Source organism: Caulobacter sp. DWR3-1-2 (genome assembly GCF_049896225.1).
Lineage (GTDB): Bacteria > Pseudomonadota > Alphaproteobacteria > Caulobacterales > Caulobacteraceae > Caulobacter.
Window position 1 is genome coordinate 26,535 of record NZ_JAFCTW010000013.1, and the last position, 21,271, is coordinate 47,805.

The window sequence follows — 21,271 nt, forward strand, 5'->3', positions numbered from 1 at the left end:
CCCGGCTTGGGCGGCCCGGGCCCCCCCCCCCCCCTGGCGGCCTCCCTGCCCCGCGGGGGGGCTTTTCCGCCCCGGGGCGCCGACGCACGCCTTCGTACCGGCCCCCGACTATCCGATGGCGCTGGACCTGCTGATCGGTGTGGAACGGCAGAAGGATCGCTTCGTAGAGAACCTGCGCCGCTTCGCCGTGGGCCTGCCGTGCAACCACGTTTTGCTGTGGGGCGTGCGCGGCACGGGCAAGAGTTCGCTGACCAAGGCCGCCTTCATGGTGCTGGCTGCGGAATATCCGGCCTTGAAGCTGGTCGAGGTCGATCGCGACGAGGTCACAGCCCTGCCCCCCCTGTTCGACGCCTTGCGCACGCGGTCGGAGCGTTTCGTCGTTCTGTGCGACGACCTGTCGTTCGAGGATGGGGCTGCGGCGGCCAAGGCCTTGAAGTCGGCGCTGGAAGGCGGCGTGGCCGGTCCGCCGGAAAACGTGCTGTTCGTCGCCACCTCCAACCGCCGCCACCTGATGCCGCGCGACCATGTCGAGGCCCAGGGCGCGATCGCCTCCGCCGAGAATGCCGAGGAGGAGATGAGCGTCTCCGACCGCTTCGGCCTGTGGATCGGCTTTCCGCCTATGGACCAGCCGACCTATCTGCTGGCCATTCACGGCTACGCCGAGCGCTTCGGGCTGAAGGTGGAGAATCTCGACCGCCGCGCCCTGCAGTGGTCGCAACTCCGCGGCGCCCGCTCGGGCCGCGTCGCGTGGCAGTTCATTCGTGACCTTGCCGGGGAGCTGGGTGTAAACTTGCCCGCGTAACCCCTTCGGAGACCCGTCATGGGCAAGCCCTGGTTTCGCGTCAAACGGTTCGGCTACGGCGCTGGCCTGCCGGTCAGCTGGGAAGGTTGGGCCGTTCTGGCCGTGTTCCTCATCCTGATCCTGGCCATTTCGATGCTCGGCGTGGCCTACAGCGTCAGCCACCCTGTGGCCTATGCTGCGGCGATCATCGCGCCTTCGATCCCTCTGCTCTGGATCGCGTGGCGCAAGAGCGACAAACCCTGGAAGTGGCGCAACGGCGGGGATTGAGGCTCTCGTTCCTCCCCCTGTGGGGGAGGCGATCGCGCAGCGATCGGTGGGGGGAGCTTCAGGATCTTCGGCGCGTGTAGCCGACGGCCAATCCCTCCCCCCTCCGTCGGCTTCGCCGACACCTCCCCCACAGGCGGAGGAAGGGTTTAGCGCGGCAGAACCAGGCCCGGATCCACCGGCCGCGCCTTGTCCTTGGGCGTCGGGGCGTAGCGGACCTCGAAGTGCAACTGCGGTTCTGTAACGCCGCCTGTCTGGCCGACCGCGCCCAGGGTGGCGCCTTGCGAGACCTGCTGACGCATCTTGACCTCGGTGGTCGACAGGTGGGCATAGGCCGTGACCCAGCCGTCGCTGTGCTTGACCAGGACGAGATTGCCGAAACCCGGCACCTGGTTGCCGGCATAGACCACCTCGCCGGCGGCGGCGGCGCGAACCGGCGTGCCGGCGGCGGCGCGGATATTGACGCCGTCATTGCGCTGGCCAGTCCCCTTGGGGCCGAAGTCGGAGATCGTCACGCCCTGCAGCGGCCAGACGAAGCGTCCACGACCGGCGGCGGTGATCTCGGCCTCGGTCGGCGGCGGGCTGCTGCCGATGATCTGGCCCGACGACGGCGGCGGGGTGACCGGCTGAGCCGCGACGGGTGCGCTCGGGCGCGGATAGCTCTGCGAGGGCGACGGCGTATAGGGGCGCGGGGCCGAAGGCATGTAGGGCTGCGGGGTGGTCGTGGCGGCGGCCGGAGGCACATAGATCGGAGGCGGCGCGGCCGGGCGCGGCGTAACAGGACGCGGCGCGGCGGGCGCGGCCGTCTTCACGACGGTCTTCAGCGGGCCCTTGTCCTTGTAGCCGGACGGCAGGCGCAGCTTCTGACCCTTTTTGATCGTGGAGCCGACCTTGATGTCGTTCTCGTCGGCCAGGGCCGCCGGCTTGACGTTGAAGCGCTTGGCGATGTTGCTCAGGGTGTCGCCGCTGTTGGCGACATAGGCCTTGGCCGTGGTCGCCGGGCCCTTGAGCTTCTGGCCGGGCTGGATGCGGTAGGGCGCCTTGAGGTTGTTGTCCTCGACCAGGTCGGCGCGTGTGGTGTCCAGGCCGCGGGCGATGGCGTCGATCGCATCGCCCGACTTGACAGTGTAGCTGCGGCGCGGGCCGGCGACCTCGACGACAGGCCCGGTGACGCTGACCGTGGTGGTCGTGGTCGAACGAGCGGGCGCGCTCCCGGACTCGGACTCCGATACGGTTTCGGTCATGCGCGAAGGTGTCGCGGCCGAAGGCGAATAGGTCGGAGCACTGGTCTGGACCGGCGCGCGGGTCGGGCCGGGCGTGGAGGTCGCGCCTTGCGGGACCGGCTGCAGCACCGTGGTTCGGGTCGGGCCCTTGTCCTTGTAGCCGGACGGCAGGCGCAGCCTTTGGCCCTTCTTGATCGCGGCGCCGGAGGACAGGTCGTTTTCGTCGGCCAAGGCGGCGGCCGTGACCGAGAAACGCTTGGCGATGGCGAACATCGTGTCGCCCGTCTGGACCAGATAGGCCTTAACGTCCCTGCCCTCTGGCCCCTTCAGCACTTGGCCGGGCCTGATGCGGTAGGGCGACTTGAGGTCGTTGTCCTTGGCGAGATCCGCGCGGGTGGTGTCGAGGCCGCGGGCGATGGCGTCGATATTGTCGCCGGCCTTGACCTTGTAGGTCTTGGGCGGGCCAGGAATCGCGACGACGGGGCCACCTACGGTGGTGATCACCACGGGACGGGCAGCCGTCGGGGCCGGCCGGTATTCGACGGGCGGCGGCTGGGGGGCTTGGTAAGACGGCACGGGCGGCAGCGACTGGCTGGACACTCCGACGCTCGGCGAGGGGGCGGACATGCCGGACAAGGGTTGGTCCTGGCCGGGAGCCAGCGTCGGGCCCTCGGGCTGCTGGTTGGCGATCGGGGCCTGGACAATCGGGAAATTGGGCGTGGCGCGACCGTCGCTGTCACGAACCGGATACTGCGCCCCGCCCGTGCTTTCGCAGGCCGCGAGGGTTCCAGCCGTCAGGGCGATCACCGCCGCGCGCGTCCACAACTGCCGCATAGCCTCTCCTTTGCCTCGCGAGGCTTCAGTCGCCGCCGCAAGGGTAAACCAACCATTAAACATCACGCGCCGCGCCGAGAACCCGACACCATCGCCCCGCGCTATTCGCGGGCGACGCCGTCCAGGATCGGGACGAAACGCACATCGCACAGGACTTCAACGGTGAAGCCCCCCTTACCGTCGCCGGCATAGCGGCGAAGGCTCTGCACCGGCCCCTTGCCCACCGGCGCCACCAGGACGCCCTGGGGCTTCAGTTGAGCCAGCAGAGTCTCGGGCTCATCTTGAGCGGCGGCCGTGACCAGAATACGGTCAAACGGAGCCTGCTTGGGCCAACCGTCCCATCCATCCCCAAATTTCGTGATGACATTGGTCAGGCCGAGCACCGCGAAGCGCGCCTCGGCCTCCTTCATCAGGGTTCGGTAGCGCTCGATCGTATAGACCAGGCGCGAAACGCGGCTGAGCACGGCGGTCTGATAGCCGGAGCCGGTGCCGATCTCCAGCACCCGGCAGCGGGGCTCAAGCGTCAGGGCCTGGGTCATCAGGCCGACGATGAAGGGCTGGCTGATGGTCTGGCCGCAGGCGATCGGCAGGGCCGAATCTTCCCACGACCGTTCCTTGAACAGGTCGGGCGTGAACAGGTCGCGCGGGGTCTTCTCGATGGCGGTCAGCACGGCGGGATCGGTGACGCCCTGGGCGCGCAAGGCGGCCATCAGGGTTTTCAGCCGCGCCTCGGGCGTGTCGGTCTTGGCCTGAACCATCACGCGCCCATTTCCGCCGGGGTAGGCTCCCAGCGCGGCGGCGAACCGCCGAGCAGGCCCTTCATCGCCGCGACGGTGACGTTGTGGGTCAGGTCGATATGCAGCGGCGTCACCGAGATGCGGCCCTCATAGACGGCTTTCAGGTCGGTGCCCTCCACCGGGACGGACGGCGTTGAGACGAAGCCGGTCCAGTAATAGTCGCGACCGCGCAGGTCGGTCCGCTTTTCCATGCTCCGCATGTGCGAGTCGCGGAAGCCCTGACGAGTGACCTCCACCTCGGTGACGCTTTCGGGAGCAACAGCGGGGAAGTTGACATTCATGATGACGTCGGTGGGCCAGCCGATCTCTAGCAGGCGCTGGATGATGCCTGGCCCGAAATGCTCGGCGGTCTCCCAGTGGGCCAGGACCTCGTCGTGGAAATAGGTCATGGCCTGGGACAGGGCGATCGAGCGGATGCCGTGGCTCATGCCCTCGATGGCGGCGGCCACGGTGCCCGACAGGGTGACATCCTCGGCCAGGTTCTGGCCGCGGTTGACGCCCGACAGCACCAGATCCGGCTTGGCGCCCTCGATCAACTGCTGCACGGCCATTGACACGCAGTCGGTCGGCGTACCCTCGACGGCGAAGCGGCGCGGGTCGATGCGGCGCACGCGGATGGGGTCCGACAGGGTCAGGGCCCGGCCGGCGCCGGACTGCTCGTATTCCGGAGCGCAGATCCAGATGTCGTCCGACAGCACGCGCGCGATGCGCTCCAGGCTCTCAAGGCCTGGGGCGTGGATGCCGTCGTCGTTGGTGAGCAGGATGCGCATTCCTACAAACCGCTCATCCCGGCGAATGCCGGGACCCAGGTGAAGCCCGCGAACCGCTCAGGATGGATCTGGGTCCCGGCATTCGCCGGGATGAGCGGAATCATTGAGCGCCCCCAATATGTGTCACCCCACCCATGTACGGCACCAGCACCTCCGGCACGGTGATCCGCCCCGTCTCGTCCTGATAGTTCTCCAGCACGGCCACCAGGGTGCGGCCAACCGCCAGGCCCGAGCCGTTCAGGGTGTGGACGTATTGCGTGCCCTTCTCGCCGGCCTTCTTGAAGCGGGCGTCCATGCGGCGAGCCTGGAAGTCGCCGCAGTTGGAGCACGAGCTGATCTCGCGATAGGTGTTTTGCGATGGCAACCAGACCTCGAGGTCATAGGTCTTGCGCGCGCCGAAGCCCATGTCGCCGGCGCACAGCAGCATGGTGCGGAACGGCAGCTCCAGCGCCTTCAGCACCGCCTCGGCGCAACCGACCATGCGCTCGTGCTCATCGTCGGACTGGTCGGGCGTGGTGATCGACACCAGCTCGACCTTGTAGAACTGATGCTGGCGTATCATGCCACGCGTGTCGCGACCGCTGGCCCCGGCTTCCGAGCGGAACGACGGGGTCAGGGCGGTCATCCGCAGCGGCAGCTCGGCCTCGTCGGTGATCTGCTCGCGGACGATGTTGGTCAGGGAGACTTCGGCGGTGGGGATGAGCCAGCGCGTTTCACCATAGTCCGAATAGAGTTTCTTCTTCCATTCCTGTTGCCGCGCCCAGTTCACTTCGGAACGAACTTCAGCTGAAGGGTTGGTTTTCTTGAAATCGTCGTACTGTTGATCTCGTGCGGCTTCATAGTCGGGCCAAAAGCGATCCAAATCTAGATAGCTAGCCTTGAACAAATCTTCGACAAACTTCGGCAGTTGCCCGGTCCCGAACAGCGCCTCATCCTTGACCAGCAGCGGCGGCGACACCTCGACATAGCCATGCTGCTCCGTCTGCATATCCAGCATGAACTGACCCAGCGCCCGTTCCAGCCGCGCGATCTGGCCCTTCAGCACCACGAACCGCGCGCCGCTCATGCGGGCCGCGGCTTCGAAGTCCATGCCGCCGAGGGCCGCGCCGAGATCGACGTGGTCCTTGGGATTGTTCAGGCGACCGGCGGGCAGTTTAGACGCGTCGCCCCAGCGGCGAATCTCGACATTGCCAGCCTCGTCCTCGCCCAGCGGCACGTCGGCGGCAGGGATGTTTGGGAGGGCCGCCAGCAAATCCGTCAGTTGTTGAAGAGCAATCCCTTCCCGTCCGCCGGCTTCAGCCATCACGCCCTTCAGCGTCTCGACCTCGGCCATCAGGCGCGCGGCCTCGGCCTCGTCCTTCCTGGCCTTGGCCATGCCGATCAGCTTGGAGTTGTCGTTGCGCTTGGCCTGGGCCTCTTGCAGCGTCCTCTGCGAGGCCCGCAGTTGAGCGTCCAGCGCCACCGCCTCGGCGGCCGCGCCCGAGCGGCCCTTGGCAGACCAGGCGGCTTCGAAGGGTTCGGGATTGTCGCGGATGGCCTTGATGTCGTGCATCGGAAACGCTCGGAGGCAGGTCGTTAAGAAACGACCTCTCTAAGGCGCGTCGGCGGGGGCGCCAACACTCTTCCCGCGCGCAAGGCAGGAAGAGCGGTTAGACCGCCACCACGTCCGTACCCGCCTCGTCCTTCGCCCGCCGCCGTTCGATCAGCCATACACACCAGATCGACACCTCGTAGAGCAGGCACAGCGGGATCGCCAAGGTGATCTGGCTGATGGGATCGGGCGGGGTGACGATGGCGGCGATCAGGAACACGCCAACGATCGCGTAGCGCCGGCCGGTGCGCAGCAGCTTGGAACTGACCAACCCGGCCAGCCCGGCCAGGGTCAGCACCACCGGTAGCTGGAAAGACAGGCCAAAGGCCAGCAGCAGGGTCGTCACCAGGCTCAGATATTCCGACACCTTGGGCTGCAGCAGCACCTTGACGCCCTCGCCCGTGATCTGCTGGTTCAGCGAGAACCACAGCACGAACGGCAGCATGATGTAATAGACCAGCGCCGCGCCCATCATGAACAGCACCGGCGAGGCGATCAGGAACGGCAGGAACGCATGGCGCTCCTTGCGATACAGCCCCGGCGCGACGAAGCGATACAGCTGCCAGGCGATGATCGGGAAGGTCAGGATGATCGCCCCGAACGCCGCCAGCTTCATGTTGGCGAACAGTTGCTCCAGCGGCGCGGTGGCCTGCAGGGCGATGTCGGGAATGATCGCGCCCTTGGGCACCGGCTTGATGCCGGTCAGGGCCAGCAGCAGGTCGAACGGCCCGTGATGCGAGCCCGCCCGCTGCACGGTGCGCAGGGTCTCGGCCACCACGAATGGATGGATCAGGAACAGGAAGATCTTACCAGCAAAGGCAAAACAGGCGACGAAGCCGACGATCAGCGCGCCGACGCAGATGATCAGGCGGGTGCGCAGCTCGACCAGATGCTCCAGCAGGGGGGCGCGCGAGGCCTCGATCTCGGAGTCGTCAGGGTCGTGTCCGATGGCCTGGCTCACGAGGCGCTATCCGATGTCTTGACGGGCGCGCGGGGCCGCTTGGGCGCGGTGATCTCGGTGGAGGCTTTCGCCGACCTGGCTGGAGCCGCCTTGGCCACGGCCTTGGCCGATGCGCGCTTTGGCGCGGCGCTGGCGGCGGCCTTGACCGCCTTGGCCTTGATCTCGACGGTCGGCTTGGGCGCGCTCTTGGCCAAGGCCCTAGGCTTCACCGCTCTCGGTTTGGGCGCTTCGATCAGCTCCGGTTCGGGCGGTGGCGACAGCGGCGCTGCGGCGCCTGGATAGGGTTGCATCGTCCCGCTAGCCAGGCTGGCGTCGATCTCGGCGAAGGTCTCGGTCAGGCCCACGTCCCGGGCGGCTTCGGCGGCGTCCTTGAAGGGCTGGGTATATTGGCCCGAGCGCATGGCCTGGACCTCCTTGCGCAGCTCGTCGAGTTCCGACTGGCGAGCCATCTCGTCGAAACTGGCGCGAAACTCAGAGGCCATGCCGCGCATCTTGGCGAGAAATTGCCCGATCTTGCGCATCAGGATGGGCAAGTCCTTCGGCCCGACCACGATCAGGGCGACCGCGGCGATGACAAGCAGTTCGGATCCACCGATATCAGGAAGCATAGCCGCCGGCCTTAGAGCGGTTTCCGGCCTGGGGAAAGCCCGGCCTCCGCGACTGTGTCAAAGAAAAGCGCCCGCAAACGCGAGGCGAGGGCGACGACATGGCGGCGACGCGGGTCGCGCCACGCCGGAAATCGACTACGACTTGCGCAGGTCTTCCTTCTCGGCCTCGGTGCGCGGCAGCGCGCCGGTGGCCTTGTTGGCCGCAACCTCGTCGGAGGTCTCGTCCTTCAGCCCGTCCTTGAAGGCGCGGATGCCCTTGGCGGCGTCGCCCATGATGCCCGACAGCTTGCCGGGACGCGCAAAGAAGATCGCGACGATGGCGGCCAGGATCAGCCAATGCCAGATGCTCAAACTACCCATGATCGCTGGTGCTCCTACGCGTACGCGGCCCTACGGGCCGTCCGCACGCCATACCACAATATTTCAGACAATATAGGCGGTCGCGAGGCGGGGAGCTAATCCAATCGGACCGTCAGCTTTCCCCTAGGAAATCCTGCGCGAATTCCGGCGCTTCGTCGCCGTCGTCGAGTGGGTCTTCGTCCTCGCCGGGACGCACGCCCATGGGGTCGGGCACCGAGAAGCCGGGCGGCAGGTCCAGTGACAGCAGGCCTGCGGCCCGCATCTCGGCGATGCCCGGCAGGTCAGCCAGATTCGCCAATCCATAATGCTCAAGGAAGGCGTCCGTGGTGCCGAAGGTCACGGGCCGGCCCGGCGAACGCCGACGGCCCCGCATCTTCACGAGGCCCAACTCCAGCAAGACGTCCAGGGTGCCGCGGCTGGCCTGGACCCCGCGCACGGCCTCGATCTCGGGCCGGGTGACGGGCTGGTGATAGGCGATGATCGCCAGGGTCTCCTGGGCGGCCTTGGACAGCCGGCGCGGCTCCTCGCGCTCCTCGGTCATCAGGAAGGCCAGGTCGGTGGCGGTCTGGAACCGCCAGCGGCCGGCCACCTGGACCAGTTCGATACCTCGGCCAGCATAGCGCGCGTGCAGGTCGGCCAAGGCCGCGCCGATGTCCGCGTCTTCGGGCAAGCGCTTGGCCAGGTCGTCGAAACTCAGGGGTTCGGCAGCCGCGAACAGCAGAGCCTCGATGCAGCGTTGGGTTAGGAGAGGGTCGAGCATCTAAGTCCTTCCCCTGTGGAGGAGGTGTCGGCGAAGCCGACGGAGGGGGGAGCCGGCCGGCGTGGGATCACTCCCCCCCACCGGCGCCTTCGCGCCGCCTCCCCCACGGGGGCCCACTGGGGCCCACGGGGGGAGGACTTTTCGGATCGCACTCACGCCAAGGCCTTCAACGGCTCGGCCCGCGTCCGCAGGTAAACCTCCGAGAATGCTTCCATCTGACGGGCCTCCAGGATCCCCTCCTTCACCAGCTCCAGGCTGGCCGCCAGGGTCGAGGCCAGGTAGCTGGCGGGGCTCGGCCCCTCGGGATCATGCTCGAACCGATCGACCGGCGCGACGCCCGACAGCGTCGTCCAGTCCTGCATCTCGGGCAGCAGGCGGCGCAGGCGGTCGCGGGCGTCTTCCAGCGGATAGGCCTGGGGCGGGCGCGGAGCGTAATGGCGGCCGTGCTCGCGTTTGCGCTGGGTGATGTAGGCGGTCATCAGGGCGTAGAGGTCGCCCTCGAAGCGGGTGGAGGAGACGATCTTCACAGCCTCCGGATCCCCGCGCATGAAGACATCGCGCTTCAGCAGCGGTCGGTCCTTCAGCGCCTCGACGGCCTGGCGCATGACATCCAGCTTGGCCAGGCGGAAGGCCAGCTGGGCGGCCATCTCCTCGGCCGGCGGCTCCTCGGCCTTGGGGCGTTCGGGCTTGGGCAGCAGCAGGCGGGACTTGAGATAGGCCAGCCAGGCGGCCATCACCAGATAGTCGGCGGCCAGCGAGAAGCGCACGCGGCGGGCCTGCTGCACGAAGGCCAGATATTGCTCGGCCAGCTTGGTGATCGACAGCTGCAGCAGATCGACCTTCTGGCTGCGCGCCAGGGCCAGCAGCACGTGCAGCGGGCCTTCGTAGCCGTCGATGTCGATGACCAGGGCCGCGCCGTCCTCCGCCGCGTGATCGGCGGCCTCGAAGTCTAACGTGGGCTGGAAGCCCGTGTTCACGCAAATTCGCCGTTGAAGGCCGCGTCGAAGCGGGCTCGGGCCTGCGCGACGTCCAGCGGCTCGGGAACCTTGACCAGCCGGCCCATCACCGCCTGGATCCGGCGCCTGGCGTTGGTGGACGGGCGGCCGACGCCGGACATCACGGCCCGCATCTCGGCCATGTCGCCATTGCAGTGCAGAACCACGTCGCAGCCGGCCGACAGGCTGTCCTTGGCCCGCTGCTTGAAGTCGCCCGATAGGGCCTTCATCGACAGGTCATCGCTCATCAGAAGTCCGTCGAAGCCAATGGATTCCCGAATGATCTTCTTGATGGCCTTACGTGACGTGGTGGCCGGACGGCGGCGGTCGATGGCCGTGTAGACGACGTGGGCGGTCATCGCCATCGGCATGTCCGACAACACGCGGAACGGCGCGAAGTCGCGGGAGTCCAGCTCGGCCAGCTTGGCCTTGACCACCGGCAGCTCCAGGTGACTGTCGCTCATGGCGCGGCCGTGGCCGGGGATGTGCTTGATGATCGGCAGCACGCCGCCGGCCAGCAGGCCCTCGGCTGCGGCGCGGCCCAGGGTGGCCACCTGCTCGGGCGTATCGCCATAGGCGCGGTCGCCGATGATCTCATGGCCCAGCGGATCGGGCACGTCCAGCACCGGCACGCAATCGACATTGACGCCCAGCGACAACAGGTCGTGGGCGATCAGTCGCGCGCCCAGGCGGGTGATCTCACGCGCCACCAGCGGATCGTTGGCCACCAGCGCTCCGTATGACCGGCCCGGCGGATACGTTTTCCAGTGCGGCGCGCCCAGACGAGCGACGCGGCCGCCCTCCTGGTCGATCAGGATCGGGGCGTCGGGGCGGCCCACCGTCTCGCGGAGGGCGGCGGTCAGGGCTCGCACCTGATCGGGATCGGCGATATTGCGCTTGAACAGGATGAAGCCCCAGGGCTTCACGTCACGGAAGAAGGCGGCTTCTTCCGTCGTCAGGGTGGTCCCGGCACAGCCGAGAATGGCGGCGGAAAAGCTGGCCAAGCGCGCGCCTCCCCTACTTCACGAAGCAGGATTTGCCGGCGGCGGTCAGGGCGTCGCAAAAGGCCTTGGCCTCGGCTCGGCTCGCGAAACCGGTGACGGCGGTGCGGTAGAGGGTCGCGCCGTTCTTGTCGATCGCTTCCACCCGCTTGCCCTTGCCGGCCGCCATGCCGGGCGCGATGCGTGCGGCGTCGGACCAGGCCTTGTCTGCCAAGGCGGTCGAGGACAGGGCGCCGATCTGCACGCTGGCCGGGCCGCCGGCTGCGGTGATCGTGGCCGGCGCGGTGACGGGCTTGGCTGACGCGGCCTGGACCGGCCTTGCGGCGACGGACCCTGCCTTGGGCGCGACGGCGGCCGTGGCCAGGCTCTCGATGCTGGGCGCGCGGCTCGGCTTGGCGGCCGGCGTCGCCGAGACCGGCGCGTTGGGGCCGACCGGAGGGGTCTTGGCCGGAGCCAGGGTCGCGGCCTGCACGGGCGTGGTCGGGGGCGGCGCGGCCGGACGAGCCATCGGCGCTTCCGGGGCGGCGGCGAAGGTCGGCGAAGGCTCGGCCTGTTCGTTCTTGTAGATCTGCAGACCGGAGGCCGGATCGGTGGGCTGGGCGGCCCCGGCTGGCGGGGTCGTCTTGATCGACGCCACCGGTTCGCCCACCGTGCGCGGCGGCTCATTGGCGCCCCGGACTCCGCCGCGATAGATCAGCAGCACCGCGACCACCAGGGTGGCCAGGACCACGGCGCTGAGGATCAGGGTCATGGGCAGGGGCCGCGAACCGCGAACCGGCTGGCGCGCGTCGAACGAGAGCGGCGCATCGGTAGGCGGCGTATAGGCGCCGCGGTGGGGATCGGACATTCGCGTCGAAGCTCCAGTATTCCAGCGCGCGGATCGCCGACAGCGAATCAGACGCGCGCGCTCGATAGTCTAACCAAGCCCGAGCTTACGCAGAACCGTCAGCAGGCGCCGGGCTAGTTCCAGACTTCCAGCTGGAACAGTTTTCGGTGCTCTTCGATGGCGAAACGGTCGGTCATGCCCGCGATGTAGTCGCAGACCACGCGGGCGCGGCCGGCCTCGTCACAATTCTGCGACCGGGCGAACCATTCCGACGGCAGAACGTCGGGCTCGGCCAAGAACAGGCTGAACATCTCGGCCAGAATACGGCGCGCCTGGCTACGAGTCCGATTGACGCGCCAATGACGGTACATCCGGGCATGCAGGAACTGACGAAGCCGCGCCAAATCCTCGGCCATGTCGGCCGAGAAGGCCACCAGGGCATGGTCCAGGCCCCGCACCTCGTCGGCGGTCTGCACGCCGCTCGCGCCGGCGCGCTGCAGCGTCTCGCCCATCACGTCATCAACCATGGCGCCGATCATCCGCCGCACGGCCTCCAGGCGGGTCAAGCGCAGGTCCAGGTCCGGACGCTCGCTGCGAACAGCCGCCAGGATCGGACCGATCAACGGCACGTCCATCAGTTCGTCCAAGGTGAACAGCCCCGCCTCGACCCCGTCATCGACGTCGTGATTGTTATAGGCGATGTCGTCGGCCAGGGCCGCGACCTGGGCCTCGGCCGAAGCCCAGGTGTTGAGGCCCAAATTATACGCGCCGTCATAGTCGGCGATCGCCTTCCACGACGGCTTGCCGAGTTTATCAATGACGGGGCCGTTGTGTTTGATGAGCCCTTCCAGGGTTTCCCAGGTCAGGTTCAGGCCGTCGAAGTCCGGATAGCGGCGCTCCAGCTCGGTGACGACGCGGAAGGTCTGGACGTTGTGGTCGAAGCCGCCATAGGGCTCCATCCTGGCCTGAAGCTCGTCCTCGCCGGCGTGGCCGAAAGGCGGGTGGCCGATGTCGTGGCCCAGGGCGATGGTCTCGGCCAGGTCGCTGTCGAGCCCGAGGGCCGTGGCCAGCGAGCGCGCGACCTGGGCTACTTCCAGCGAGTGGGTTAGACGGGTGCGGAAATTGTCGCCCTCGTGGGCGACGAACACCTGGGTTTTTTCCTTCAGCCGGCGGAAGGCCGAGGTGTGGATGATGCGGTCGCGGTCGCGGGCGAACGACGTGCGCGTGCGGCTCTCGTCCTCGGGGAAGCGACGGCCCCGCGACTTGGACGGATCCTCGGCATAGGGGGCGCGCGGAACGATGAACGGAGACGACGACATGAGCGGCCTTTGCTGATCGCCCCCTTTCCCTGGGGCGCGGACACCCTCATATAGGTCAAGCACGGGTTTTCCACAGCCATGACCGACACCTCCGTTACGCTTTCTCCCAACGCCGCCCGCCGGCTGCATACGATCTCGGAGGCCGAAGGCCATCCGGTGATGCTGCGCGTCGCCGTCGACGGCGGCGGGTGCTCGGGCTTCCAGTATCGGTTCGACCTGGTCAACGCCGCCGACGCCGACGACCTGCGGGTCGAGCGCGACGGGGCGGCGGCCCTGGTCGACGTGATCTCCTTGGCCCTGTTGAAGGGCTCGGAAATCGATTTCGTCGATGAGCTGGCCGGGGCCGAGTTCCGGGTCCGCAATCCCAACGCCAAGTCCAGCTGCGGCTGCGGCGTCAGCTTCTCGATCTAATACTTCAACTCAAGCGATTGCGAACCGCTTCGGGTGACGCTATGAGTTTGGAACAAATCATAAACGCTAGGTCGGTCCCATCTCGGGCAAGGGCATGGCCACATCGAAAAGCCAATTGAAACCAAGGCGCCCCGGTCGCAAGATGAACGCCATGACGCGCGAAGAGACGGAAGCCAGACTGGAAGCCGCAGAGGCGCGCAGCGAGACGCGTTTCGTCGAACTCATCGGTAAGATCGACCGGCTGGGCGAGATCATCACCGGCGACCATGGTCTTATCGCGCAGGTGAATTCCTTGAGATCTGAAAGCAAGGCCGACAACAAGGCCACGCGATGGACCGTGGTCATCACAATGATCACCTCCATCCTGGCGTCCGCCGCCCTCGTTATGAGCGTTCAAGCCAATCTGCTATCGGCCTTCCAGGCTGGACAAGCCGTGGGCTCCTCTCGCGCGGCGCCGCGCTGAGGACCCACTAGGCCGGCACGAACTGCAGCACCGCCAGCGCCGCCGCGCCCCAGGCCAGCGGCGCGGCCATCGCGGCCCAGGCGATCGGCTCGCGGCCCCTGCCCCACTCGATCCAAGCGCGTAGTGGAGCCAGCAGGCAAACGATCCAGAAGCTCGCCCCCAGCACGAAACCGATCCAGGCCATGGGATTGCGCAGGGCGCCCGGGGCGTCGAACACCAGCGGCGTGAAGACGGCGGCCACCGCGCCGGCCACGGCCAAGGCGCAGCAGGTCACGGTCGCCAGAACCAGCAGCAAGAGTCGGCCGCGTCGTGAAATCTGGAACCCCGACTTGAGCGTGCTCGCCATGGGCCCTAGCCTTCCCGCCGCCGACTGGAGCCGTCAATGCGTATCGCCACCTGGAACGTCAATTCCGTCAACGCCCGCCTGGAAAGAGTGCTGGAGTGGTTCGAATCGGCCTCGCCCGACGTGGCCGTGCTGCAGGAGATCAAGTGCGTCGACGAGAAGTTCCCCGTCGAGGGCTTCGAACGCCTGGGCTACAACGTGGCCGTCCACGGCCAGAAGACCTACAACGGCGTGGCCATGCTCTCGAAATATCCGATGGAGGATGTGCGGCGCGGCCTGCCCTTCCGGAACGAGGACGAGGACGAGGTCGATGAGCAGTCGCGCTATATCGAGGCGGTGATCGGCGCGCCGACCCCGTTCCGCGTAGCGGGCATCTACCTGCCCAACGGCAATCCGGTCGATACCGAGAAGTTCACCTACAAGCTGGCCTGGATGCGCCGGCTTCAGGCCCACGCCCAGCGCCTGCTAGCCTTGGAAGAGCCGCTGGTTATCGCCGGCGACTACAACGTGATCCCCGAGCCCGAGGACGTCGCCAACCCCGAGGCCTGGGTGAACGACGCCCTATTTCGTCCCGAAAGCCGGGGCGCCTTTCGCGCGCTGAAAAACCTCGGCTTCACCGACGCCTATATGCAGGCCGACGGCGCGCCGCACGGCTACACCTTCTGGGACTATCAGGCCGGCGCCTGGCCGCGAAACCTGGGCATCCGCATCGACCACCTACTGCTGTCGCCCCAGGCCGCAGACAAGCTTCAGGGCGTGGTGATCCACCGCGACGAGCGCGACAAGGAGAAGCCTTCGGACCACGTTCCGGTCGTGGTCGAGCTTTCGCTCTAGTCTTCGCCCTGTTCCCAAACCCGGACTCTCGCTAGCCTGATCTCATGAGCGAACTCTGGCGTCTTATGCTGTTGGTGACGATCTCGGCCTCGGCCGTCACGTTCATGGGCAGCGCCGCGATCTGGTTCATTGACGAGGACCGCCGCATCCGCCGGTCCCTGCGCCACGTGCTGAAGGGCGCGCCGGAGACGGTGATCATCGCGCGGGGGCGCGGTCGCGGGGCGGGTTTCAACTTCTCCACCAACCAGGCCGCCGTTGCCTGGGACAGCGGCGCCTGGTGCCTGATCTACCGCATCGACGAACTGATGGGCGCGGAACTGGCGGTGGATGGCCAGGTGATCGGCCGCGTTTTCCGGGGCGAGCAGCGCCGCGCCATCGACCAGATCGTGCAACAGGCTGCACAGGTGACGCTGAAACTGATCTTCGACGATCCGCGCCATCCCGACTTCGAGCTCGACCTGTGGCTGGACGGCGACCAGGCGCGCCGCGAGACCCGCTCACCGGCCGACGCCATCCAGGAAGCCAACCGCTGGCTGCTGCGCGCCGACGCCATCGTCCGCCGGCCGTTGGCCCCGAAGGCCCAACTGCAGCCGGCCAGGCCGTCGCGCCCGCTGGCCGAGCCGGAGATCGCTCGGCCCGTACCCGCTCCGTCGCCCAAGCCCTACCAGCCCGCGCACGAGGCCGTGGCCGCCACGACCACCGCCCCGCTGTTCGACGAGATCGACACCACCGCCGATCCGATTGAAGCGCCTTGGGACGACGACCTCGACGAGCCGCCTCTAGTGATGGACAAGCCCTACAAACCTGTCTCCAAGGCCACACCCCGCCCGCCCAAGGGCGACCAGGACGAGTTGCCGTTTGATCTGGAGGACTGAGGGCGCAGGCAACGGCGACCTGGAGACGATCGGTGTGGAGCGCCCCACTCAAGGGTGCTTTGGGGGCTCGCTTTTAAAGGGTGTGTGTCCCTATTTCCTGTCCCTATTTCCCGGGGAAGTTGCTGCCTGCGGCGACGGAGCGAATAATCTGCTCGGCGATGGCGACGCCCGAGGTCCTGAAGCCGACCACATGGATGTTCGCCGTCTGCGTCTGTCCTGCCGCGTTGGTGAAGACGACGCCCGTCACCCACTCGTTGTAGGACGTGCAGGTCGGCACGACCGATCTCACCCCGGTCCACGCGCCGCCGGAGTTCGAGGATATGTTTCCCGAGATCCACGTCGTGTTCGTGCCCTTCCAGGAACCGATCAGGCGGCCGTCCGGCAGGCGGTTGAAACCCATGATCCTATCCCTTCACCAAGGTGGCGATGCAGGTCGAGAAGGCGCGGTTGGGCAGGGCCTGGACTTCGCGTCTGGCTTGCCCGGAGAGGAAGTCGGCATATCCGAAGTCGGCCATGATCCGGCCGAACCGTCGCGGATAGGCCACGCAAACGGCGTAGGCGTTCGCGAGGATGGCCCTGTGGTCGAGGTTGGCGACGTCGGTCGGCGCGCGGCTGGCCGACCAGGTCACCGGCGTCTCGTTGTCGATGAAGACGCGTTCGGGCCGATCGCGCAGCGTGGCGGTGATGGGTCCACGATCGCCGAGCAACATCTCGATGTAGAGCGGCAGGTAGGTTCGGGCCGGATCAAGCCGGTACGAACCCGACGATCTGTCGAGGGCGAGATTCGATAGATGCGACGAACTCGCCCGCAGGCGGGCCTTCCCGGCCTCGGAGGGAGCGCAGGTCCGAAGATACCTCTGCACCTGCTCCGCCGCCACGGTCGCGGCCTGCGAGGACCTGTAGATATTCATGTCATCCCGGATTTCGGCCTCGGCGGCCAGGACGAGGCTTGTGTCGTCCATTACCCTGACACTCCGCTCCAGCAGGTTCGCGCAGGTCCCGCGACTGACGCCCGCGTCGGCCTGATCGACGATCGTGACGAACAGGCCGACCAGCGACAGGCAAATCCGGAAGCGCGCGCGGGCGCTGATCCTGTTCTTCATCGTTCTCTCCCCGCCTCACTCACCGTCTTCGCCACTGGCGACCACACGAAATCAATCACCCGCCGTTTCCCCGTCACGATCTCCACCGAAGCGCTCATGCCAGCCGACAGCAAAGCTTGGCGGCCGTCAACCGTAAGTCGCGCCCGTGACAGCTTCACCCTGACGGGAAACACCAAGCCTCTTTTTTCATCGACGATGGCGTCCGGCGAGACCTGGATGACCTGGCCGCTCAGCGTGCCGTAGCGGGTGAACGGATAGGCCTCCAGCTTGACGACGGCGCGGTCGCCGGCATGGACGAAGCCGATGTCGCGGCCCAAAACGAGGGCCTCGACCACCAGGGCCTCGCCGTCGGCCACCAGGGTGACGATCGGCTTGCCGGTCTCGGCCACCTCGCCGAGTGTAGTCACCGCCACCGCCTGGACGATGCCGCCGACCGGGGCGGTCAGTGCCTTTGGGGACACACACTCATTTTCCGCAACGGCTTCGCGGCTGATAAGGCGGTGGGGGAAATGAGTATGTGTCCCTCACCATGCCCCGCGCGCCCTACAGATCCGCGTAGATATGCGTCTCTTCCGCCGCGCCCGGATGGGTCGTCGCGCCGAGATAGGCCGGCCCCACCAGTTGGGCGAACTTCCAGATCGCGCCGCTGTTGTAGTTGTGCTTGCGCGGCTCCCAGTGGCGGCGGCGGTTCTCCAGCTCGATCGGATCCACCTCCAGCTCGATCGTGCCCTTGGTGGCGTCGATGCTGATGATGTCGCCGTCCTTGACCAGGGCGATCGGACCGCCGAGCGCGGCTTCAGGACCCACATGCCCGACGCACAGGCCGCGCGTGGCGCCTGAGAAGCGGCCGTCGGTGATCAGGGCGATGTTCTCCACGCCCTGGCCATAGATGGCGGCGGTGGTCGACAGCATCTCGCGCATGCCCGGCCCGCCGCGCGGTCCTTCGTAGCGGATGACCAGGACGTCGCCTTCCTTGTAGTCGCGGTTCGACACCGCCTCGAAACAGGCCGCCTCGCCGTCGAATACCCGAGCCGGGCCGCGATGCACCTGATGCTTGAGGCCCGCCACCTTGACGATGCCGCCATCCGGAGCCAGCGACCCCCACAGACCCACGACGCCGCCGGTCGGCGACAGCGGGTTGGAGACCGGACGGATGACGTCCTGGTCGTCGCGCCAAACCACGTCGGCCAGGTTTTCGGCCAGGGTCTTGCCGGTGACGGTCATGCAGTCGCCATGCAGCAGGCCGGCGTCGAGCAGGGTGCGCAGCAGCATCGGCACGCCGCCCGCCTCGCCCATGTCCTTGGCCACATAGCGGCCGCCGGGCTTGAGGTCGGCGATATAGGGCGTGCGGGCGGCGATCTCGGCCACGTCCTTCAGGGTGAACTCGATGCCGCATTCGTGGGCCATGGCCGGCAGGTGCAGGGCTCCGTTGGTGGAGCCGCCGGTGGCGGCGACGACGACGGCGGCGTTCTCGAAGGCCTTGCGGGTGCAGATGTCGCGGGGGCGGATGTTTTGCTCGATCAGCCGCATGACCGCCTCGCCCGAGGCCACGGCATATTGGTCGCGGTCGAGATAGGGGGCCGGCAGGGCCGACGACAGCGGCAGGGCCAGGCCGATGGCTTCCGACACACAGGCCATGGTGTTGGCGGTGAACTGGCCGCCGCAGGCGCCGTCCGACGGACAGGCGTGCTGCTCCAGCTCGCACAGGGTCTCGGCGGACATCTTGCCGGCGGCGAAGGCTCCGACGCCCTCGAACACGTCCATCACGGTGATGTCGCGGCCCTGGAAGCGGCCAGGCAGGATCGAGCCGCCGTACAGGAACACCGACGGCACGTTGAGGCGTAGCATGGCCATCATCATGCCTGGCAGGCTCTTGTCGCAGCCGGCGACGCCGACCAGGGCGTCATAGCCGTGGCCGCGCATGGTCAGCTCGACCGAGTCGGCGATCACGTCGCGGCTGACCAAAGATGAGCGCATGCCCTCATGGCCCATGGCGATGCCATCGGTGACGGTGATGGTGCAGAACTCGCGCGGCGTACCGCCGGCCGCCTTGACGCCCTTGGCGACGGCGTTGGCCTGGCGCATCAGGGCGGTGTTGCACGGCGCGGCCTCGTTCCAGCACGAGGCCACGCCGACGAACGGCTGGGCGATCTCGCGGGTGCCAAGCCCCATGGCGTAGTAATACGAGCGGTGCGGCGCGCGGGCCGGTCCCTCGGTCACGTGCCGGCTGGGGAGTTGCGACTTGTCCCAGGTCCCGTCGGGTTTCTTGGTCATGCTTATGCCCTTCGAACAGAGCGGTGTGGTTAGCTCAGGCGCAAGCGCGACGGAAGGGTTCGCGCTTGGTTTTTACCGTGAAACCGGCGCCGCACGCATATTTCGTTGCGACGGGTCAGCGGCGTCGCAGCCCTCGACGCACGATCAAACCCTTCGCAGCCGCGCCCTCTAGGCATTGTGTGACAAATGATAGTACCGCTCTCATCAGCCAGAGAGCGACAAAGATCGCTTAGACGGCCCGGGCGGAAACAGACGGAGTTTGACCAGTGATGAAGATCGTCCGGAACACACGGTTCGCGACCGCCGCCGCCTCGGCCCTGGCCTCACTGCTGGCCTCGACGGCCGCAATGGCCGCCGAGCCGAGCGCCGTCCGCCACATCGCCATCGACGCCCAGGCCCCGACCACCCCGCGCGACCGCTTCTATGACCTGTCGGTCGGCTCGGACTATCCGGGCACCTTGCTGCGCGACGACAGCCTGGCCCAGCTCAAGACCGCCAAGGACGAGCTTGGCTTCCGCTACATCCGCTTCCACGCCATCTTCCATGACGTGCTGGGGACCTACCGCGTCGTTGACGGCAAGCCGGTCTATGACTGGATAAAAATCGACGCGCTCTACGACGCCCTGCTGAAGATCGGGATCAAGCCGTTCGTCGAGCTGGGCTTCACGCCCGACGCCATGAAGACCTCGGAACAGACGATCTTTTACTGGAAGGGCAACTCGTCCCACCCCGAGCCCAAGGCCTGGGCCGGGCTGGTGGACGCCTTCGCCCGCCACGTCGAGGCGCGTTACGGCCAGGCCGAGGTGCGGTCGTGGTACTTTGAGGTCTGGAACGAGCCCAACCTGGCCGGCTTCTGGGAAGGCGCCGACCAGAAGGCCTATTTCGAGCTCTATGACCTGACGGCGCGCACCCTGAAAGCCGTCGATCCGCAGTTAAAGGTCGGGGGGCCCTCGACGGCGGGCGCGGCCTGGACGCCGGAATTCATCGCCCACACCAAGGCCTCGGGCGCGCCGGTCGACTTCATCACCACCCACACCTACGGCGTCGACGGCGGGTTCCTGGACGAGAAGGGCGAGAGCGACACCAAGCTATCGACGTCGCCCGACGCCATCGTCGGCGATGTGCGGCGGGTGCGCCAGGAGATCGAGGCCTCGTCCAGGCCCGGCCTGCCGCTCTATTTCACCGAATGGAGCACCAGCTACACGCCGCGCGATCCGGTCCACGATTCCTATGTCAGCGCGCCCTATATCCTCAGCAAGCTGAAGGCCAGCGAGGGCCTGCTGCAGGGCATGAGCTATTGGACCTATAGCGACCTGTTCGAAGAGCCGGGCCCGCCCACCGCGCCGTTCCAGGGCGGCTTTGGCCTGATGAACCCGCAGGGCATCCGCAAGCCGGCCTGGTTCGCTTACAAGTATCTGAACCAGTTGGGCGACAAGGCGATAAAGGTCGCAGACGCCGAGAGTTATGTCACGGGCGACAAGGGCGGCGTCCAGGCCCTGGTCTGGGCCTTCCGTCAGCCGGTGCAGGAAAAGAGCAACCGGCCCTACTACACCAAGGTGCAGCCCACTCATGACATTGAGCCGGTCAGCCTTGACCTCAAGGGCTTGAAGCCGGGCCGCTATGACGTCCAGATCTTCCGCACCGGCTTCAAGGCCAACGACGCCTACACGGCCTATCTGGAGCTGGGCTCGCCCAAGACGCTGCGCGGGTCGCAGGTAAGCGACCTGCAGGCGCTGACGGTGGACAAGCCCGAGACCCGAGCGCTGACCGTCGGCAAGTCGGGCGCGGCGAGGGTGGCGGTGACCATGCGGGCCAATGACGTGGTGCTGGTGAAGGTGGCGCCACGCTAACCGCGCC

Annotated in this window: 24 protein-coding genes; 7 read left to right on the plus strand and 17 right to left on the minus strand. The window is 67.2% G+C overall.

All coding sequences use genetic code 11. The features are described 5' to 3' along the window. Both ACP696_RS16570 and ACP696_RS16575 read left to right on the plus strand, forming a co-directional pair. Positions 1-802: ATP-binding protein (locus ACP696_RS16570; protein ID WP_426044048.1), on the plus strand; the 802-nt coding region annotated here is incomplete at its 5' end. A gap of 18 nt (positions 803-820) precedes the next feature. Continuing rightward, a complete protein-coding gene (locus tag ACP696_RS16575; protein ID WP_426013330.1) occupies positions 821-1,069 on the plus strand; it encodes a hypothetical protein in 249 nt (82 codons plus the stop codon). Between the two features lie 146 nt (positions 1,070-1,215). Here ACP696_RS16575 and ACP696_RS16580 read toward each other — a convergent pair whose 3' ends face one another. From ACP696_RS16580 to ACP696_RS16635, 12 genes are all read right to left on the minus strand, one after another. After that, entirely contained in the window at positions 1,216-3,123 is a 1,908-nt protein-coding gene (locus tag ACP696_RS16580) for a LysM peptidoglycan-binding domain-containing protein (protein WP_426013331.1), read from the minus strand. A 101-nt stretch (positions 3,124-3,224) separates the two neighbouring features. Next, complete coding sequence (locus ACP696_RS16585; protein WP_426013783.1) at positions 3,225-3,881, minus strand: protein-L-isoaspartate(D-aspartate) O-methyltransferase; 657 nt, start codon at positions 3,879-3,881, stop codon at positions 3,225-3,227. Next, complete coding sequence (gene surE / locus ACP696_RS16590; RefSeq protein ID WP_426044049.1) at positions 3,881-4,690, minus strand: 5'/3'-nucleotidase SurE; 810 nt, start codon at positions 4,688-4,690, stop codon at positions 3,881-3,883. The genes ACP696_RS16585 and surE overlap by 1 nt, the downstream gene beginning before the upstream one ends. A 100-nt stretch (positions 4,691-4,790) precedes the next feature. Then, positions 4,791-6,242 (minus strand): serine--tRNA ligase, encoded by a 1,452-nt coding sequence (gene serS / locus ACP696_RS16595; protein ID WP_426044050.1) that lies wholly within the window; start codon positions 6,240-6,242, stop codon positions 4,791-4,793. A 97-nt stretch (positions 6,243-6,339) separates the two neighbouring features. After that, a complete protein-coding gene (gene tatC / locus ACP696_RS16600) occupies positions 6,340-7,242 on the minus strand; it encodes a twin-arginine translocase subunit TatC (RefSeq protein WP_426013337.1) in 903 nt (300 codons plus the stop codon). Beyond that, positions 7,239-7,850 carry a Sec-independent protein translocase protein TatB gene (tatB, locus tag ACP696_RS16605; protein WP_426044051.1) on the minus strand — a complete coding sequence of 204 codons (612 nt, stop codon included), beginning with the start codon at positions 7,848-7,850 and terminating at the stop codon, positions 7,239-7,241. Before tatB ends, tatC begins: the two co-directional genes overlap by 4 nt. A gap of 135 nt (positions 7,851-7,985) precedes the next feature. Next, positions 7,986-8,210 (minus strand): twin-arginine translocase TatA/TatE family subunit, encoded by a 225-nt coding sequence (locus ACP696_RS16610; RefSeq protein ID WP_426013340.1) that lies wholly within the window; start codon positions 8,208-8,210, stop codon positions 7,986-7,988. 112 nt (positions 8,211-8,322) lie between these two features. Beyond that, positions 8,323-8,970 carry an SMC-Scp complex subunit ScpB gene (gene scpB, locus ACP696_RS16615; protein WP_426044052.1) on the minus strand — a complete coding sequence of 216 codons (648 nt, stop codon included), beginning with the start codon at positions 8,968-8,970 and terminating at the stop codon, positions 8,323-8,325. A 152-nt stretch (positions 8,971-9,122) separates the two neighbouring features. Further along, positions 9,123-9,947, minus strand: coding sequence for a segregation and condensation protein A (locus ACP696_RS16620; protein ID WP_426013344.1), 825 nt, complete (start codon positions 9,945-9,947; stop codon positions 9,123-9,125). After that, positions 9,944-10,969, minus strand: coding sequence for a beta-N-acetylhexosaminidase (gene nagZ, locus ACP696_RS16625; protein ID WP_426044053.1), 1,026 nt, complete (start codon positions 10,967-10,969; stop codon positions 9,944-9,946). The genes ACP696_RS16620 and nagZ overlap by 4 nt, the downstream gene beginning before the upstream one ends. A gap of 13 nt (positions 10,970-10,982) precedes the next feature. After that, positions 10,983-11,813, minus strand: a complete 831-nt coding sequence (locus ACP696_RS16630) for an SPOR domain-containing protein (RefSeq protein ID WP_426044054.1) — start codon at positions 11,811-11,813, stop codon at positions 10,983-10,985. Positions 11,814-11,926: 113 nt separating this feature from the next. Further along, positions 11,927-13,111 carry a deoxyguanosinetriphosphate triphosphohydrolase gene (locus tag ACP696_RS16635; RefSeq protein ID WP_426044055.1) on the minus strand — a complete coding sequence of 395 codons (1,185 nt, stop codon included), beginning with the start codon at positions 13,109-13,111 and terminating at the stop codon, positions 11,927-11,929. A gap of 78 nt (positions 13,112-13,189) precedes the next feature. On the opposite strand from ACP696_RS16635, the gene ACP696_RS16640 reads away from it, so the two are divergent. Beyond that, positions 13,190-13,522 carry a HesB/IscA family protein gene (locus ACP696_RS16640; RefSeq protein WP_426013350.1) on the plus strand — a complete coding sequence of 111 codons (333 nt, stop codon included), beginning with the start codon at positions 13,190-13,192 and terminating at the stop codon, positions 13,520-13,522. Positions 13,523-13,673: 151 nt separating this feature from the next. After that, positions 13,674-13,985, plus strand: a complete 312-nt coding sequence (locus tag ACP696_RS16645; protein ID WP_426031138.1) for a hypothetical protein — start codon at positions 13,674-13,676, stop codon at positions 13,983-13,985. Positions 13,986-13,992: 7 nt separating this feature from the next. Here the strand turns inward: ACP696_RS16645 and ACP696_RS16650 are convergent, their stop codons facing one another. Beyond that, positions 13,993-14,331, minus strand: a complete 339-nt coding sequence (locus tag ACP696_RS16650) for a hypothetical protein (protein WP_426044056.1) — start codon at positions 14,329-14,331, stop codon at positions 13,993-13,995. 36 nt (positions 14,332-14,367) lie between these two features. Between ACP696_RS16650 and xth the strand changes: the two genes are divergently transcribed. Further along, positions 14,368-15,162, plus strand: coding sequence for an exodeoxyribonuclease III (xth, locus tag ACP696_RS16655; RefSeq protein ID WP_426044057.1), 795 nt, complete (start codon positions 14,368-14,370; stop codon positions 15,160-15,162). A 44-nt stretch (positions 15,163-15,206) separates the two neighbouring features. After that, entirely contained in the window at positions 15,207-16,037 is an 831-nt protein-coding gene (locus ACP696_RS16660; RefSeq protein WP_426044058.1) for a hypothetical protein, read from the plus strand. Between the two features lie 103 nt (positions 16,038-16,140). Here the strand turns inward: ACP696_RS16660 and ACP696_RS16665 are convergent, their stop codons facing one another. From ACP696_RS16665 to ilvD, 4 genes are all read right to left on the minus strand, one after another. After that, positions 16,141-16,437 carry a hypothetical protein gene (locus ACP696_RS16665; RefSeq protein WP_426044059.1) on the minus strand — a complete coding sequence of 99 codons (297 nt, stop codon included), beginning with the start codon at positions 16,435-16,437 and terminating at the stop codon, positions 16,141-16,143. A 4-nt stretch (positions 16,438-16,441) separates the two neighbouring features. Next, a complete protein-coding gene (locus tag ACP696_RS16670) occupies positions 16,442-17,140 on the minus strand; it encodes a hypothetical protein (protein ID WP_426013359.1) in 699 nt (232 codons plus the stop codon). Continuing rightward, positions 17,137-17,601 carry an HlyD family efflux transporter periplasmic adaptor subunit gene (locus ACP696_RS16675; RefSeq protein ID WP_426044060.1) on the minus strand — a complete coding sequence of 155 codons (465 nt, stop codon included), beginning with the start codon at positions 17,599-17,601 and terminating at the stop codon, positions 17,137-17,139. Before ACP696_RS16675 ends, ACP696_RS16670 begins: the two co-directional genes overlap by 4 nt. Before the next feature lie 82 nt (positions 17,602-17,683). Beyond that, complete coding sequence (gene ilvD, locus ACP696_RS16680) at positions 17,684-19,414, minus strand: dihydroxy-acid dehydratase (RefSeq protein ID WP_426044061.1); 1,731 nt, start codon at positions 19,412-19,414, stop codon at positions 17,684-17,686. Positions 19,415-19,761: 347 nt separating this feature from the next. On the opposite strand from ilvD, the gene ACP696_RS16685 reads away from it, so the two are divergent. Beyond that, the gene (locus ACP696_RS16685; RefSeq protein WP_426044091.1) at positions 19,762-21,264 is read left to right on the plus strand and encodes a GH39 family glycosyl hydrolase; all 1,503 of its coding nucleotides are present in this window, start codon (positions 19,762-19,764) and stop codon (positions 21,262-21,264) included. Positions 21,265-21,271 lie beyond the last annotated feature (7 nt).